Origin of the sequence: Georhizobium profundi (assembly GCF_003952725.1) — a bacterium.
Taxonomy (GTDB): Bacteria; Pseudomonadota; Alphaproteobacteria; order Rhizobiales; family Rhizobiaceae; genus Georhizobium; species Georhizobium profundi.
Genome location: NZ_CP032509.1, coordinates 2521173 through 2536317, shown reverse-complemented (window position 1 = coordinate 2536317; position 15145 = coordinate 2521173). Strand labels below are relative to the sequence as shown.

General features: G+C 61.8%; 12 protein-coding genes and 1 tRNA gene. 1 reads left to right on the top strand and 12 read right to left on the bottom strand.

Translation table 11 applies throughout. The features are described from left to right. Positions 1–49: 49 nt before the first annotated feature. From rpoB to tuf, 9 genes are all read right to left on the bottom strand, one after another. A complete protein-coding gene (rpoB, locus tag D5400_RS12045) occupies positions 50–4192 on the bottom strand; it encodes a DNA-directed RNA polymerase subunit beta (RefSeq protein ID WP_126010241.1) in 4143 nt (1380 codons plus the stop codon). Between the two features lie 209 nt (positions 4193–4401). Next, positions 4402–4776 carry a 50S ribosomal protein L7/L12 gene (rplL, locus tag D5400_RS12040; RefSeq protein WP_126010240.1) on the bottom strand — a complete coding sequence of 125 codons (375 nt, stop codon included), beginning with the start codon at positions 4774–4776 and terminating at the stop codon, positions 4402–4404. Between the two features lie 56 nt (positions 4777–4832). Further along, positions 4833–5393 carry a 50S ribosomal protein L10 gene (rplJ, locus tag D5400_RS12035; protein ID WP_404861778.1) on the bottom strand — a complete coding sequence of 187 codons (561 nt, stop codon included), beginning with the start codon at positions 5391–5393 and terminating at the stop codon, positions 4833–4835. A 317-nt stretch (positions 5394–5710) separates the two neighbouring features. Continuing rightward, complete coding sequence (gene rplA, locus D5400_RS12030) at positions 5711–6409, bottom strand: 50S ribosomal protein L1 (RefSeq protein ID WP_126010238.1); 699 nt, start codon at positions 6407–6409, stop codon at positions 5711–5713. Between the two features lie 4 nt (positions 6410–6413). Further along, positions 6414–6842: a 50S ribosomal protein L11 gene (rplK, locus tag D5400_RS12025; RefSeq protein WP_126010237.1), complete on the bottom strand. Its 429-nt coding sequence runs from the start codon at positions 6840–6842 to the stop codon at positions 6414–6416. A 154-nt stretch (positions 6843–6996) separates the two neighbouring features. Continuing rightward, positions 6997–7527 carry a transcription termination/antitermination protein NusG gene (nusG, locus tag D5400_RS12020; RefSeq protein WP_126010236.1) on the bottom strand — a complete coding sequence of 177 codons (531 nt, stop codon included), beginning with the start codon at positions 7525–7527 and terminating at the stop codon, positions 6997–6999. A gap of 26 nt (positions 7528–7553) precedes the next feature. Further along, entirely contained in the window at positions 7554–7754 is a 201-nt protein-coding gene (secE, locus tag D5400_RS12015; RefSeq protein WP_126010235.1) for a preprotein translocase subunit SecE, read from the bottom strand. A 170-nt stretch (positions 7755–7924) separates the two neighbouring features. Next, positions 7925–8000 (bottom strand) — tRNA-Trp (locus D5400_RS12010). Positions 8001–8226: 226 nt separating this feature from the next. Then, a complete protein-coding gene (gene tuf / locus D5400_RS12005) occupies positions 8227–9402 on the bottom strand; it encodes an elongation factor Tu (protein WP_126010234.1) in 1176 nt (391 codons plus the stop codon). A gap of 636 nt (positions 9403–10038) precedes the next feature. Between tuf and D5400_RS12000 the strand changes: the two genes are divergently transcribed. Then, entirely contained in the window at positions 10039–10620 is a 582-nt protein-coding gene (locus D5400_RS12000; RefSeq protein WP_126010233.1) for a metallophosphoesterase family protein, read from the top strand. Positions 10621–11058: 438 nt separating this feature from the next. Here D5400_RS12000 and D5400_RS11995 read toward each other — a convergent pair whose 3' ends face one another. Genes D5400_RS11995 through D5400_RS11985 form a run of 3 tightly spaced genes read right to left on the bottom strand, consistent with a single transcriptional unit; the run spans position 11059 to position 15140 of the window. After that, positions 11059–12471, bottom strand: coding sequence for an FAD-dependent oxidoreductase (locus D5400_RS11995; RefSeq protein ID WP_126010232.1), 1413 nt, complete (start codon positions 12469–12471; stop codon positions 11059–11061). Beyond that, on the bottom strand, positions 12468–13082 hold the full coding sequence (locus tag D5400_RS11990) for a cysteine hydrolase family protein (protein WP_126010231.1): 615 nt from the start codon (positions 13080–13082) through the stop codon (positions 12468–12470). The genes D5400_RS11995 and D5400_RS11990 overlap by 4 nt, the downstream gene beginning before the upstream one ends. Positions 13083–13085: 3 nt before the next feature. Continuing rightward, the gene (locus D5400_RS11985; RefSeq protein WP_126013179.1) at positions 13086–15140 is read right to left on the bottom strand and encodes a hydantoinase/oxoprolinase family protein; all 2055 of its coding nucleotides are present in this window, start codon (positions 15138–15140) and stop codon (positions 13086–13088) included. Between the last annotated feature and the right edge of the window lie 5 nt (positions 15141–15145).

Here is a 15145-nt window from a genome sequence, read left to right as displayed (position 1 = left end):
TCGAGGAACGGACGCGCCACCGTGCATGCGGCGCATCCCGTTTGTCCGCTTACTCCGCTGCGTCAGGCAGCTGCTCCATGTCGGCGTTGTCGTCGATCTTGGTGTTCTCGAGTTCGACGTTGAGACCCAGCGAGCGCATTTCCTTCACGAGAACGTTGAAGCTCTCCGGAATGCCGGCCTCGAAGGTATCATCACCACGCACGATCGCTTCGTAGACCTTGGTACGGCCAGCCACGTCGTCCGACTTCACGGTCAGCATTTCCTGCAGCGTGTAGGCGGCACCATAGGCTTCGAGTGCCCAGACCTCCATCTCGCCGAAGCGCTGACCGCCGAACTGCGCCTTGCCGCCCAGCGGCTGCTGGGTAACGAGCGAGTACGGGCCGATCGAACGGGCATGGATCTTGTCGTCCACCAGGTGGTTCAGCTTCAGCATGTAGATGTAGCCGACCGTGACCTGACGGTCGAACTGCTCGCCGGTACGGCCATCATACAGCGTCGACTGACCCGACACGTTGAGCCCTGCCTTTTCCAGCATGACATTGACGTCGGCTTCGTGCGCACCGTCGAACACCGGCGTGGCGATCGACACGCCACGACGCGTCTGCTCGGCCACGCGAACGATCGACTCGTCGTCGAAGTCCTTGATCGGCTCACCCTTGACGCCGCCACCGATGACGTCGTCGACAGTGGCGCGAAGCTCGGAGATGTCGCCGGACTGCTTGTAGGCATCCAGCATGTTTCCGATCTTCTTGCCGAGCGAAGCGCATGCCCAGCCGAGATGCGTTTCGAGGATCTGACCGACGTTCATGCGCGAAGGCACGCCGAGCGGGTTCAGCACGATGTCGACATGCGTACCGTCTTCGAGGAACGGCATGTCTTCGATCGGCATGATGCGCGACACGACACCCTTGTTGCCGTGACGGCCGGCCATCTTGTCGCCCGGCTGCATCTTGCTCTTCACCGCCACGAAGACCTTGACCATCTTCATGACGCCTGGGGGCATCTCGTCGCCGCGCTGGACCTTCTCGACCTTATCCATGAAGCGCTGCTCAAGGCGCGACTTGGACTCGTCATACTGGGCGCGCAACTGCTCGATGCCACCTTGGACCTTCTCATCCTCGACGGCGAACAGCCACCACTGCGAACGCGGATAGTCGCCCATGACGGCCGCGTCGAGCTTTGTGCCCTTCTTGAAGGTCTTCGGACCGGCAACAGCAACGTGGCCCGACAACATGTCGGTCAGACGACCGTAGACGTTACGGTCGAGGATCGCCTGCTCGTCGTCGCGGTCCTTGGCCAGACGCTCGATTTCCTCGCGCTCGATCGCCATCGCACGTTCGTCTTTCTCGACGCCGTGGCGGTTGAACACGCGGACTTCGACGACGGTGCCGTGGGCGCCCGGAGGCATGCGCATGGACGTGTCGCGGACGTCGGATGCCTTTTCACCGAAGATGGCGCGCAGAAGCTTCTCTTCCGGCGTCATCGGGCTCTCGCCCTTCGGCGTGATCTTGCCGACGAGGATGTCGCCAGGATGCACTTCGGCGCCCACATAGACGATGCCGGCTTCGTCGAGGTTCTTCAGCGCCTCTTCCGAAACGTTCGGAATGTCACGCGTGATTTCTTCCGGTCCTAGCTTCGTGTCGCGCGCCATCACTTCGAACTCGTCGATGTGGATGGAGGTGAACACGTCTTCCGAGACGATGCGCTCGGAAAGCAGGATGGAGTCCTCGTAGTTGTAGCCGTTCCAGGGCATGAACGCGACGAGCACGTTCCGGCCGAGCGCCAGATCGCCGAGATCTGTCGACGGACCGTCAGCGATGATGTCGCCGGCTTCGATCCGGTCGCCAACGGTCACCAGCGGACGCTGGTTGACGCAGGTGTTCTGGTTCGAACGCTGGAACTTCTGCAGGCGGTAGATGTCGACGCCGGATTTCGCGGCATCGGTCTCTTCCGTGGCGCGAATAACGATACGCGTTGCATCGACCTGGTCGACGACACCCGAACGACGCGCCGCGATGGCAGCGCCGGAGTCGCGGGCGACGACCGATTCCATGCCGGTTCCGACGAACGGGGCATCGGCCCTGAGCAGCGGCACGGCCTGACGCTGCATGTTTGAACCCATGAGCGCGCGGTTGGCGTCGTCGTTCTCGAGGAACGGGATGAGCGCCGCCGCTACCGAAACAAGCTGCTTCGGCGAAACGTCCATGAGGTCGATGGTTTCGCGCGGCGCCATCATCACTTCGCCGGAGTGGCGGCAAATGACGAATTCGTCGACGAACTGACCGTCTTCGCTGAGCTCGGCGTTCGCCTGGGCCACGTAGTGCTTGGACTCTTCCATGGCCGAAAGATAAACGACGTCGCGCGTCACCTTGCCGTCCACGATCTTGCGGTACGGGCTTTCGATGAAGCCGTACTTGTTGACGCGGGCGAACGAGGCGAGCGAGTTGATCAGACCGATGTTCGGGCCTTCCGGCGTTTCGATCGGGCAGATACGGCCATAGTGCGTCGGATGAACGTCGCGGACTTCGAAGCCTGCGCGCTCACGCGTCAGACCACCCGGTCCAAGTGCCGAAAGACGGCGCTTGTGCGTGATTTCCGACAGCGGGTTCACCTGGTCCATGAACTGCGACAGCTGCGAGGATCCGAAGAACTCGCGAACAGCAGCAGCGGCCGGCTTGGCGTTGATCAGGTCCTGCGGCATGACCGTGTCGATCTCGATCGACGACATGCGTTCCTTGATCGCACGCTCCATGCGCAGAAGGCCCAGGCGATACTGGTTCTCCATGAGCTCGCCGACCGAACGCACACGGCGGTTGCCGAGGTTGTCGATGTCGTCGATCTCGCCCTTGCCATCACGCAGCTCGACGAGAGTCTTCACGACAGCAAGGATATCGTCCTTGCGCAGCGTGCGAACGGTGTCGGCAGCATCGAGGTCGAGGCGCATGTTCATCTTGACGCGGCCAACGGCCGACAGATCGTAGCGCTCGCTATCAAAGAACAGCGAGTTGAACATGGCTTCAGCCGTTTCCATTGTGGGCGGCTCGCCCGGACGCATCACGCGGTAGATATCGAACAGCGAATCCTGACGATTCTCGTTCTTGTCTGCCGAAAGCGTGTTGCGGATATAGGCGCCGACATTGATGTGGTCGATGTCGAGAACCGGGATGGAGTCGAAGCCCGCTTCCAGGAGAACCGGCAGCGTCTTCTCGTCGATTTCGTCGCCTGCTTCGAGGAAGACTTCACCGGTCGTCGGGTTGACCATGTCCTCGGCAAGATAGGCGCCATAAAGGTCGTCGTCGGTCGCCTTGATCGCCTTGACGCCCTTTTCCTGCATCTGCTTAAGCACACGCGGGGTCAGCTTGCGGCCGGCTTCGGCAACGACTTCGCCCGTATCGGCATCGATCAGGTCCGTGATCGCCTTGGTGCCCTTGAGCGCGTTCGGCTGGAACGGAATGCGCCAGCCTTCGCCGTCACGGGCGTAGTGCGACTTCGTGTAGAACGTCTCGAGGATTTCCTCGGCGTCCATGCCGAGCGCCATCAGGAGCGACGTCGCCGGAATCTTGCGGCGGCGGTCGATGCGCGCATGCACGATGTCCTTGGCGTCGAACTCGATGTCGAGCCAGGAGCCACGATACGGGATGACGCGGGCTGCGAAGAGCAGCTTGCCCGACGAGTGCGACTTGCCCTTGTCGTGGTCGAAGAAGACGCCCGGCGAACGGTGCATCTGCGAAACGATCACGCGCTCTGTACCGTTGACGATGAACGTGCCGTTCATGGTCATCAGCGGCATGTCGCCCATGTAGACGGACTGTTCCTTGATGTCCTTGATCGACTTCGCGCCCGTATCCTCGTCGATATCGAACACGATGAGGCGCAGCGTCACCTTGAGCGGCGCTGCGTAGGTCAGATCGCGCTGACGGCACTCTTCGACGTCGAACTTCGGCGCTTCGAATTCGTAGGAGACGAACTCGAGCATCGAGGTGCCGGCGAAATCCTGGATCGGGAACACCGACTTGAAGACGGCCTGAAGGCCTTCTTCCGGGCGACCGCCTTCCGGCTCGTCGACCATGAGGAACTGGTCGTAGGATGCCTTCTGAACCTCGATGAGGTTCGGCATCTCTGCGACTTCTGGAATCTTACCGAAGAACTTGCGTACGCGCCTACGACCGTTGAATGAAATGGTCTGAGCCATCGTCGCTCCTTGTCAAAAATCTTGCATCTGGGCCTGCATGTGACGGCATACCGCTGGCCAGTCGGCTCCGTCGGGGGCGCGCTCTCCATCCAGTCGAGAGCGAGGAACCCATTATCGAAAGACCGCACCGTCCGGTCTCCGGATAATCTGTTCCGAAAAACAGATGGACCCGCGCCGAACGGCGCGGATCCGTCAGACCACGAATGATCTTACTTGAGCTCGACCTTCGCGCCTGCGTCTTCGAGCTTCTTCTTGATGTCCTCGGCTTCGCCCTTGGAAATTGCTTCCTTGACGGCCTTCGGTGCAGCTTCGACGAGGTCCTTGGCTTCTTTGAGGCCGAGACCCGTGATTGCACGGACTTCCTTGATGACGTTGATCTTGTTCGCGCCGGCTTCGGCCAGGATCACGTCGAATTCAGTCTTCTCTTCAGCGGCTTCAGCCGGTGCACCGCCGCCAGCAGCAGCAACAGCAACAGGAGCAGCAGCCGAAACGCCCCACTTTTCCTCGAGCATCTTGGAGAGCTCAGCAGCTTCCAGGACGGTGAGGTTGGAGAGGTCTTCAACGATCTTGGAGAGATCAGCCATTGTTATAGTCCTTTTATTCGGTTCGAACTTTAAGAGTTAAACAGCGAAGTTCCGCCTTATGCGGCTTCGTCCTTCTTGGCATAAGCGCCGAATACGCGTGCGAGCTGACCCGCAGGCGCGTTGACGACCTGAGCGATACGCGTTGCCGGGGTCTGGATCATGCCAACCAGCTTTGCACGCAGCTCGTCGAGCGATGGCAGGGTCGCAAGCGACTTCACACCTTCGGCATCGAGATTGGTCGAGCCCATCGCACCACCGAGAACAACGAGCTTGTCGTTACCCTTGGCGAAGTCGACGGCGACTTTCGGAGCGGCAATCGGGTCATCGCTGTAGGCGATGAGCGTCTGGCCGGTGAAGAGATCTGCGATCCCTTCGGACTCCGTGCCCTGAAGAGCGATCTTGGCCAGGCGGTTCTTCGCGACCTTGACCGTTCCGCCGGCTGAGCGCATGCGCGACCGGAGGTCGTTCATCTGCGCAACCGTCAGACCGGAGTAGTGGGCCACAACAACCGAACCGGAAGCCTTGAAGACTTCGTTCAGCTCTGTGACGAATTCGCGTTTTTCCGCTCTATCCACTGTCTTTCTCCAGCAGACCGGACTGGCATTCGCGCCAACCACAGTCGGTTTGCCTTTGCCGCAAGGGGACCGTTCGTCAGAAAGATCTCCAAGCGACGCTTGAGGATCCTGCCCCCTTACACGTCGCCGGGACCGGCGGGCGCAAGGCAATCGAGGTTCGAACCGCAAGAAACGGCATCAAAGCCGCCAAATCCGGGTCTTACCCGTCTCATGCAGGCCGTGTGGGATTAAGGTTGCCCACCTGCAATCTCGGACAGGAATGCCGGGAACCGAAATCCCCGGCAACTTCCGGCCCGAAGGCCGGAAATCGGTTCATGCCGCCTGCCCCTTGAGGCAGGCCGCGATAATCTGCGCGCGCCTTAGGCGGCGGAAAGGGTCGACGGGTCGATCTTGACGCCAGGGCCCATGGTCGAGGAAATCGCCACGCGCTTGACGTAGTTGCCCTTGGCACCCGACGGCTTTGCCTTGATGACCGCATCGGCGAAGGCGCGGATGTTCTCTTCGATCGCCTTCGCATCGAAGGAAACCTTGCCAACGCCGGCATGCACGATGCCAGCCTTCTCGACGCGGAACTCGACGGCGCCGCCCTTGGAAGCCTTGACGGCAGCAGTGACGTCCGGCGTGACGGTACCGACACGCGGGTTCGGCATCAGGCCGCGCGGGCCGAGCACCTTACCGAGACGGCCGACGAGGCCCATCATGTCCGGCGTCGCGATGCAGCGGTCGAAATCGATCTGACCGCCCTGCACTGCTTCGACCAGGTCTTCGGCGCCGACGATGTCGGCACCGGCTGCCTTGGCCTCTTCAGCCTTGTCACCACGTGCGAACACGGCAACGCGAACCGTACGGCCCGTGCCGTTCGGCAGGTTGACCACGCCACGGACCATCTGGTCGGCGTGGCGCGGGTCGACGCCGAGGTTCATGGCGACTTCGATCGTTTCATCGAACTTCGTGGCGGAACGCTCGCGGATCATGCTGACGGCCTCGGAGAGGTCGTAGAGCTTGTTGCGATCGATGCCTTCACGGCTCTTTTCTACGCGCTTTGCAATCTTGGCCATGATCTTATTCCGTCACTTCCAGGCCCATGGAGCGGGCAGAGCCCTCGACCATGCGCATTGCGCCTTCGACGTCGGCAGCGTTCAGATCCTTCATCTTCGCTTCAGCGATGGTGCGGATCTTGTCGCGCGAGATCTTGCCAGCAACTTCCTTGCCAGGAGTCTTCGAGCCGGACTTCAGCTTGGCTTCTTTCTTGAGGAAGTAGCTGACGGGCGGCTGCTTCATCTGGAAGTTGAACGACTTGTCCTGGAAATAGGTGATGACGACCGGGATCGGCATGCCCTTTTCCATTTCCTGCGTGGCGGCATTGAACGCCTTGCAGAATTCCATGATGTTGATGCCACGCTGACCAAGTGCAGGACCGATCGGCGGCGACGGATTTGCCGACCCCGCGGATACCTGCAACTTGAGCTGGCCTGCAACTTTCTTAGCCATTACTCTCTGCCTTTTCCAATTATAGACCGGAAATCCGGCCTCAATGTGCCGGCGAACCGGCGGCTGCGTTTGCGTGGTGCGATCCGACCCCGGATTGGCTCACCCGGAAGATCTCCCACGCTGGTGACCGGCCCCTGAGGGACCGATCCAGCAATCAGGTCTTTTCAACCTGACTGTATTCGAGCTCGACCGGCGTTGCGCGGCCGAAGATCGACACTTCCACCTTCAGGCGCGAACGCTCTTCGTCGACATCCTGAACGATGCCGTTGAACGAGGCGAACGGACCGTCCGATACGCGGATCTGCTCGCCGATCTCGAACGAGATCGAAGGCTTCGGCCGCTCCACGCCATCCTGAACCTGAGAAAGGATGCGCTCAGCTTCAGAGTCTGGGATCGGCACCGGCTTCGAATCGGAACCAAGGAACCCGGAGACCTTTGGCGTGTTCTTGATCAGGTGATAGGCTTCGTCGGTCAGATCAGCCCGCACCAGAACGTAGCCTGGAAAGAACTTGCGCTCTGCATCCACTTTACGGCCGCGACGGACTTCGACGACCTTCTCGGTCGGCACGAGGATTTTCTCAAAGAGATGCGACAGGCCTTTCTGGCGCGCCTTCTCCTCGATCGACTCGGCGACCTTCTTCTCGAAATTCGAGTATGCGTGGACGATATACCAGCGCGCTGACATTCAAATTCTCCCGAGGGCAGCTACGGTTAGGCGCCGATGTTCAGAATAAGCCCGATGATCCATCCCAACGCCTGATCGGCGGCAAAGAAGAAGATCGAAGCCACAAACACCATGATAAGAACCATGATCGTGGAGATCAGCGTCTCGCGACGGCTTGGCCAGGTAACCTTCGCCGTTTCGGCGCGGACCTGCTGGATGAACGTGATCGGATTGGTTCTCGAAGCCATGAACTGCCCATACGATTACGGCACGCAAAGCGACAAGGCGGCTCCGCGCACCGTTGATCTAGAGGTTCTACATAAAGACCGATTCCCAAATTCACAAGAGGAAATCCGTCCGGCGCGTCAAAATAGCAAACCGGCCGGGCCGCCAGAGGCGCCGGCCGACCAGCCAGAAATGGCAGGGGCAGAGGGGCTCGAACCCCCGACCTGCGGTTTTGGAGACCGCCGCTCTACCAACTGAGCTATACCCCTAAACGATCGCTCGCTTGAGCGCTTCGCCGTGCCGCTGATCTAACTTGGAGCGACCAACGCGGCAAGATGAAAATGCTTCAGCGGAGCGAATTGTCCCCGCCAAAGCTTGTTTGGAAGCGTTATTCCGTGATCGCAGCGACGATGCCGGCGCCGCCCTGGAACGCGCTTGCGCGCGTTCCAGCAACCTGATGGCCGTCGGCAGCTTTCGGCATCGTCATCGTTGCAATCACTCCGTGATCGCGGCGACGATGCCGGCGCCGACGGTGCGGCCGCCTTCGCGGATGGCGAAGCGCAGGCGCTCTTCCATCGCGATCGGCACGATCAGCTCGACGTCAACGGTGACGTTGTCGCCAGGCATCACCATCTCCGTGCCTTCCGGCAGCGTCACGATGCCCGTCACGTCCGTCGTGCGGAAGTAGAACTGCGGACGGTAGTTCGTGAAGAACGGCGTGTGACGGCCACCCTCTTCCTTCGTCAGGATGTAGGCTTCGGCCTTGAACTTCTTGTGCGGCTTGACCGAACCCGGCTTGCACAGAACCTGACCACGCTCGACGCCTTCACGGTCCACACCGCGAAGCAGCGCGCCGATGTTGTCGCCGGCCTGGCCCTGGTCGAGCAGCTTGCGGAACATTTCAACGCCCGTGCAGGTCGTCTTCTTGGTGTCGCGGATACCGACGATCTCGATTTCCTCGCCAACCTTGACGACGCCACGCTCGACGCGGCCGGTCACGACCGTGCCACGGCCCGAGATCGAGAACACGTCTTCGATCGGCATCAGGAACGGCTGGTCGATCGGGCGCTCAGGCGTCGGGATGTACTTGTCGACTTCAGCCAGCAGCGCACGAACGGCGTTCTCGCCGATTTCCTTGTTGCTGTCTTCGAGAGCGGCAAGCGCGGAGCCCTTGACGATCGGAATGTCGTCGCCCGGATAGTCGTACGAGGAGAGCAGCTCACGAACTTCGAGCTCGACGAGCTCTAGAAGCTCTTCGTCGTCAACCTGGTCGACCTTGTTCAGGAACACGACGATTGCCGGAACACCGACCTGGCGGGCGAGCAGGATGTGCTCGCGCGTCTGCGGCATCGGGCCGTCAGCAGCCGAAACGACGAGGATCGCGCCGTCCATCTGGGCCGCACCGGTGATCATGTTCTTCACGTAGTCGGCGTGGCCGGGGCAGTCGACGTGGGCGTAGTGACGGGCTTCCGTCTCGTATTCCACGTGCGCCGTCGAGATCGTGATCCCGCGGGCCTTCTCTTCCGGTGCGCCGTCGATCTGGTCATAAGCGCGGTACTCGCCGAAGAACTTCGTGATCGCAGCCGTCAAAGACGTCTTGCCGTGGTCGACGTGACCGATCGTGCCGATGTTCACATGCGGCTTGTTACGTTCAAACTTGCCTTTAGCCATGCGGCTTTCCTCAATTTATCAGCTTCGTTGGGATGGGCTGGAGCGCTATTAGGACGAAAATTCCGGAAGTTCAAGCGCGGTTCAACCACGCCCCTCTCCGCACCGTCCGCATGTCCGCTCCGGCGTCTGGCCCTATGTGTCGATCACCGACGCGCAATTCAAGCCGACGGTGCAGCACAGGATCGCTGCTAGAGCGATACGAGGAGAAATAATCGACCGGCTGGAGCGGTTAGCGTGCGTCGATGGCGCCAACTTAGGGCGCCAAACCTTGCTGAACCTCTTGAAATTCCTACGCAGGACCAGACGTGACAACCTTGCTTGTGTCCCGAAGACAGACACGCTCTAAGTCACAGTTCTTGGTCACTCTATGGTAGTATTTATGGCACCCTTCGGCCAGCTCGTCGCTACACCCCGCTCCAGGTATAAGACCCCGCCTAAAGTGACTCGGCTGGGCTAATATTCCGCAAGCTTTGCTGGCCGCCACTCTGCAGTCTGGGTCTCTCCAGCTGACATATCCTGCGACTCTTCGCACAATAGAGAGCAAAGCAGCGCTTAGGTCATGACCTCAGTTCGGAAGTGATTTACGCCGATGAGGCGGGCTGCGGTCTCACATGGATACCCAACAGAGACGACGAGATGACCGAGCATAGGCTGACCGCCGAACTCATCATCTTGCTTGCCAGCTGGGCGGCCGAGGAAGTCGTGCTCGGGTCGGTCTCCGCCTATGCAGGAGGTCCGGACTACAGCGATTCGGCGCAGGCAAACGATCTGGCAATGCAGATGGAGATGGTTCTTGGCCTTAGCTCCTCGATGCCGCTGCTGCATCTGCCCGCCACTTACCGCACGGCGCTCCTCACCGGGAACCCCGACCTGGCGGAACGAATCCATCAGCGGCTCCATAATGCCTATGAAGAGGCGCGCGGTCTCATCGATCTACAACGGGAGGCGGTGTCCTGCATGGTCGGCGCGATCCTCCGCGACCGGCCGCTTGAAGGCACTAAGTTTCAAGAAGGCCGTCGAGCAAGTGCGCGGGAAGCTCTCGCCATGAAGATCTGGATCCTGTCAAACCTTCACCTGGAGGTGGCTCCGCTTCTAGAGCCGCTCGCCATTCCAGACGCCGACGTCTGCGTGATCGCAGGCGACCTCTGCCGCGGCGTTGCCACCGGCGTCCGCTGGCTAGCTGAGAACGTCGCGCACGCGACGCGGGCGTTCGAGTAAGTCTTGTCGAACGGCCGGAAAGCGGGGCCATACCGGACGTCCGAGAAGGGGCTTCATTTGTCAAAGAGCAGACGCATCGCCGTCTGAAGAAGCAAAGAACCACGCAACCTCGGCAGATCTGCCCGCATCTGAGTTCGGCTGACCGCGCGGCGCGATCATGCACCACGACGCAACATGGGAAGAGTTCGTTGCAAATCCGAGAGATTTTGCGACCCCAATGTTGTCCTTCGCATCTTCAGCGTCTCACGCCGAAGGCTGACAGCAGCTTGAAGCCAAACGAATGAGTGGCCGGTCGTAGAGGTTGCGAGCAGGCTTCTATCGGGGGTTGAGCGCCGCAGAAGGCGAATTGCCGTTCTGCGGATCTCACGAGCATGGGATCGTGGAAAGCGACGCGAGCGCTTTGCTCCTTCACCGATCACCCATTTCAGGAGCCAAATTTCACGAGCTCGACTGCGGCAGCGCCACCTGCGCCGCGCCGCGGCCGGCGATGTAGCCGAGGGCGACGGCGGTCAAGAGGCCGTTGCCGGAGAGGTAACCGGACACCTCGGGACCGGATACGCCACAGGCGGCTCCACCGCCGGCGAACAGATTGGCGAATGGCATGCCTGAAACCGAAAGCACGCGGGCTGAGGAATCGACCATCAATCCGCCTTGCGTATGGAAAAGCGCGCCGGTGACCTTCACCGCAAAATAAGGGGCTTCCAGCGCCGGCTTGGTCGAAAAATCTCGGCCGTGGGTGTCATCGGCTGTCCCGTCTTGAAAGGCGGCTACGGCTTCGAATGTATCCGAAAGTGCGCCGGCTTCGACGCCGATCACGCGTGCCAGACCCGTAATATCTGCCGCCTGCCGGATTGCACCGGCCTCCATCGCATCGCGATAATCCGGGAAGGATTGCGCGAAGTTATGGATGCGCTGGTCGTAGATGTTCCAGGCCATAGCGCCCGGCTGTGCGCGCACGTGGACGGCCTGCTCCGAGTAGCCCCCATGCTCGTTGGAGAAGCGGCGGCCCTCTGCGTTGACCTGAACTCCGCCCTCCATCATCAGCGCCCAGGAAATCAGGATCTGATGCGGGTAAGCGAGCGAGCCGTGGCCCTGATAGCCGGAGAGATCTCGAATGTCTGCGCCCAACGCCTGCCCCCAGAGCACCGCATCGCCCTGATTGCCAGTGTGTCCGTAATAAGGAGCCCCTCGCATTTCGGGGATATGGCGCGCCACCATCTCGGCGTTGCCGCCAAAGCCATTGCATGCGAGCACCAGAGCATTGCATGCAAGGTGCTCTTCCTGACCGTCGGCTCGCGCGATGCGGAGCCCGCAAATGCGATCGCCCTCGATAAAGAGCCCGATGACATGCGCCCCGCTTGCGACCATGACGCCCGCGCCGTCAGCGGCCGTTGCGAGCCGCTGGAGCAGCGCGGCGCCCGTCTTTTCCGGTACCGTATGCATGCGGTGGCGAGAGTGCCCGGGATAAAGGAAGTCGTCGAGCACGATCCATTCGAGGCCGTGGCTGTCGCCCAGCCATTCCAGCGCCGGACCGATCGCGCTTGAAACCGTCTCGACAAGGCCGGCGTCGGCTCGGTTCTTCGTCTTGGACTGAATGTCGGCCGCGAAGCGATCGGGCGTGTCGTCGTCAATCCCGATGGCGCGCTGGAAGCGCGTTGCCGGTGCCGGGATGAAGCCCGAGGACATGGAGGTCGATCCGCTGGGCTTGGCGTCGCGCTCAAGCACCAGCACGTCCGCGCCTGCTTCGGCTGCGCGCATGGCGGCCACCAAGCCGCAGGCGCCAGCGCCGATGACAGCCACATCGATCGCGGCGTCCGCTCGCAGCTCGGCTGCCGGCAGGATAGCGCTCATGCGCCGGTCACCATCGCCAGAGCGTCTGCGACCGTGATTGCCTTGGTGACGGTCGAGAGATCGCGGATGGCGTTGTCATGGGTCGCCTGCGAGAAGGCCCCGCAGCCGTCGGACAAAACGAAGGTGCGGAAGTCGCGAACATGCGCGTCCCGGACCGTCGACGCCACGCCGCCATTGGTCACGATGCCGCAGACGAAGAGCGTGTCGATCCCGGCCTTCTTCAGCACGAACTCCATCCGCGACTGGAAGAACGCCGAATAGGCGACCTTCTCAACGACGAAGTCAGCGGGCTGGAGCGTATCGACGAGACGATGTCCCCAGCTGCCCGGCTCGAAATCCCCTTTTGCAAGGAACGGGCGCAGTTCCTTCAGGTGCGGCGAGATCATGGGCTCACCGCCGCGACCCGGCACGAGCGTAAACTGCGTCGAGACGACAAAGCCGCCGCGACCCCGAAGCGCCTCGGCCAGCGGCCGAAGACGTCCGGGCAGTGCCGCGATCATCTCCGCCGTCTGCCCAGCGCGCCCATAGGCGCCATCGGGATGAACGAAGTCATTCTGGAGATCGACGATCAGAAGCGCTGTTCGCGCCAAATCAACAGAGCCTCCAGCCATGGCTCAGCCCGCCATCCTGTCGATGACGACATTGCCGAACGCATCGACGGTGCCCTTGAGCCCCGGATCGATGAAGATCGTGGTGTCCGCCTGTTCGAGGATCGCCGGGCCTTCGACTCGCGCGCCGACGGGCAACGCATGACGGTCATAAAGCACGGCATCATGCCAGGCGCCGTCGGCATAGATGCGCCTCGATCCGGTGCGACATTGTTCTGCAGTCCGGTCCGTCACCGGCGCGAAGGCCCCCATGTCGAAGGCCGGCCTGCGGCCGATGACGGCGACGCGGTAGTTCATGACGCGCATCGGGATACCGTCGAGCAGACGTCCGAAGGTTGTCCGGTACGCGTCTTCGAAGGCAGTTCGCACGCCGTCTCCAGTCAGACCGGCGACGGGAATGTCGAGCGGCACCGAAACCGTATGCGTCTGGCCGAGATAGAGCATGTCGAGCTCGTAGATCCGGTCCACGCGTTCGAAAGCGACGCCCGCCTGATCGAGAAGCAAGGCCGTCTCATCGGCAACGCGCACCATCTCTTCGCCCAAGGCACCTGCGTCGAGGCCGTCGAGCAGGCGGTTCACGGTCTGCACACGGTCATGGCGCATGTCGGCGACCACGCATCCAAGTGCGGATGTGACGCCGGGGAAGCGCGGGACGAGCGCGGATTTGAGCCCCACTTCTTTGATGAGCGCGCCTGTGTGCAGCGAACCACCGCCGCCGAAGGGCATGGCGGAAAACTCGGCTGGGTCATGGCCACGTTCGATCGAGACCAATCGGATCGCACCGGCCATCTTGGCGTTCGCGATCTTCAGGATCGCCTCCGCCGCATCTTCGACGGTGATCCCGAGCGGGTCGGCGACGTGGGTGGCGATCGCATGGCGCGCCGCATCGACGTCGAGGCGCGCGAGCTTGCCGCCGATCGGACGCTCGGCATTGATGCGCCCGAGCACGACGTTAGCATCCGTCACCGTTGGGCGGTCGTTACCGAGCCCGTAGCACACCGGTCCGGGATCGGAGCCCGCCGATTCCGGCCCGACCTGCAGAATGCCGCCATTGTCGATGCCGGCGATCGACCCGCCGCCGGCACCAATGGTGGAGATTTCGATCATCGGCGTGCGCACGACGAGCCCGAAGTCGATCGACGTCTGCGCCGACAACGCGCTTTCGCCAGCCGCCACAAGCGACACGTCGAAGGAGGTGCCGCCCATGTCGCAGGTGATCACATTGGCAAAGCCTGCCGCCTGCGCGATCGCCTGCGCGGCCATGACGCCGGCGGCAGGGCCGGAGAGCGCGGTGCGCACGGGGAAGCGCTTGGCGGTATCGATCGCCATCACACCGCCATTCGACTGCACGATCAGAATGTCGCCGGCAAAGCCACGCTCCTTCAGCGTCTTCTCGAGTCGATCGAGATAGGACGACACCACCGGCTGCAGATAGGCGTTGAGCGCAGCGGTCGAGAGCCGCTCGAATTCGCGGATTTCCGGCACGATCTCAGTCGCCGCCGTGACGTATCCGTTGGGCCAGACGGCGCGCACGGTCTCGACAGCCTGGCGCTCGTTGGCGTCATTGGCATAGCCGTTGACGAAGAAGACGCAGACGGCTTCGCAGCCAGCGGCCTTCAGCGCCTCGGCCTGCTGGCGGACTTCATCGTCGTTGACCGCCTCGCGCACGGTTCCGTCCGCGAGCACGCGCTCGGAAACCTCGACGCGGTCCTCGCGGCTGATGACGGGCTGGTACCGGCCCCACAAGCCCCAGGTCGTCGGACGATCGCGGCGGCGCATCTCGAGGATGTCGCGGAAGCCGCGCGTGGTGATGATGCCCGTGCGCGCACCCTTACGTTCCAGAAGCGCGTTGGTGCCGACAGTGGTGCCGTGAACGACGGTCGCGATTTCGGAGAAGTCCGGCACGATGCGCGCGATGCCTTCGGCGAAACCGCGCGACTGGTCGCCACGCGTCGACGGAATCTTCGTCGTCTGCACGGTGTGCGCAATCTGGTCGTAAACGAAAATATCGGTGAAGGTACCGCCGACATCGACGCCGATCACGTAGCGCTTCGAACTCATGCCAC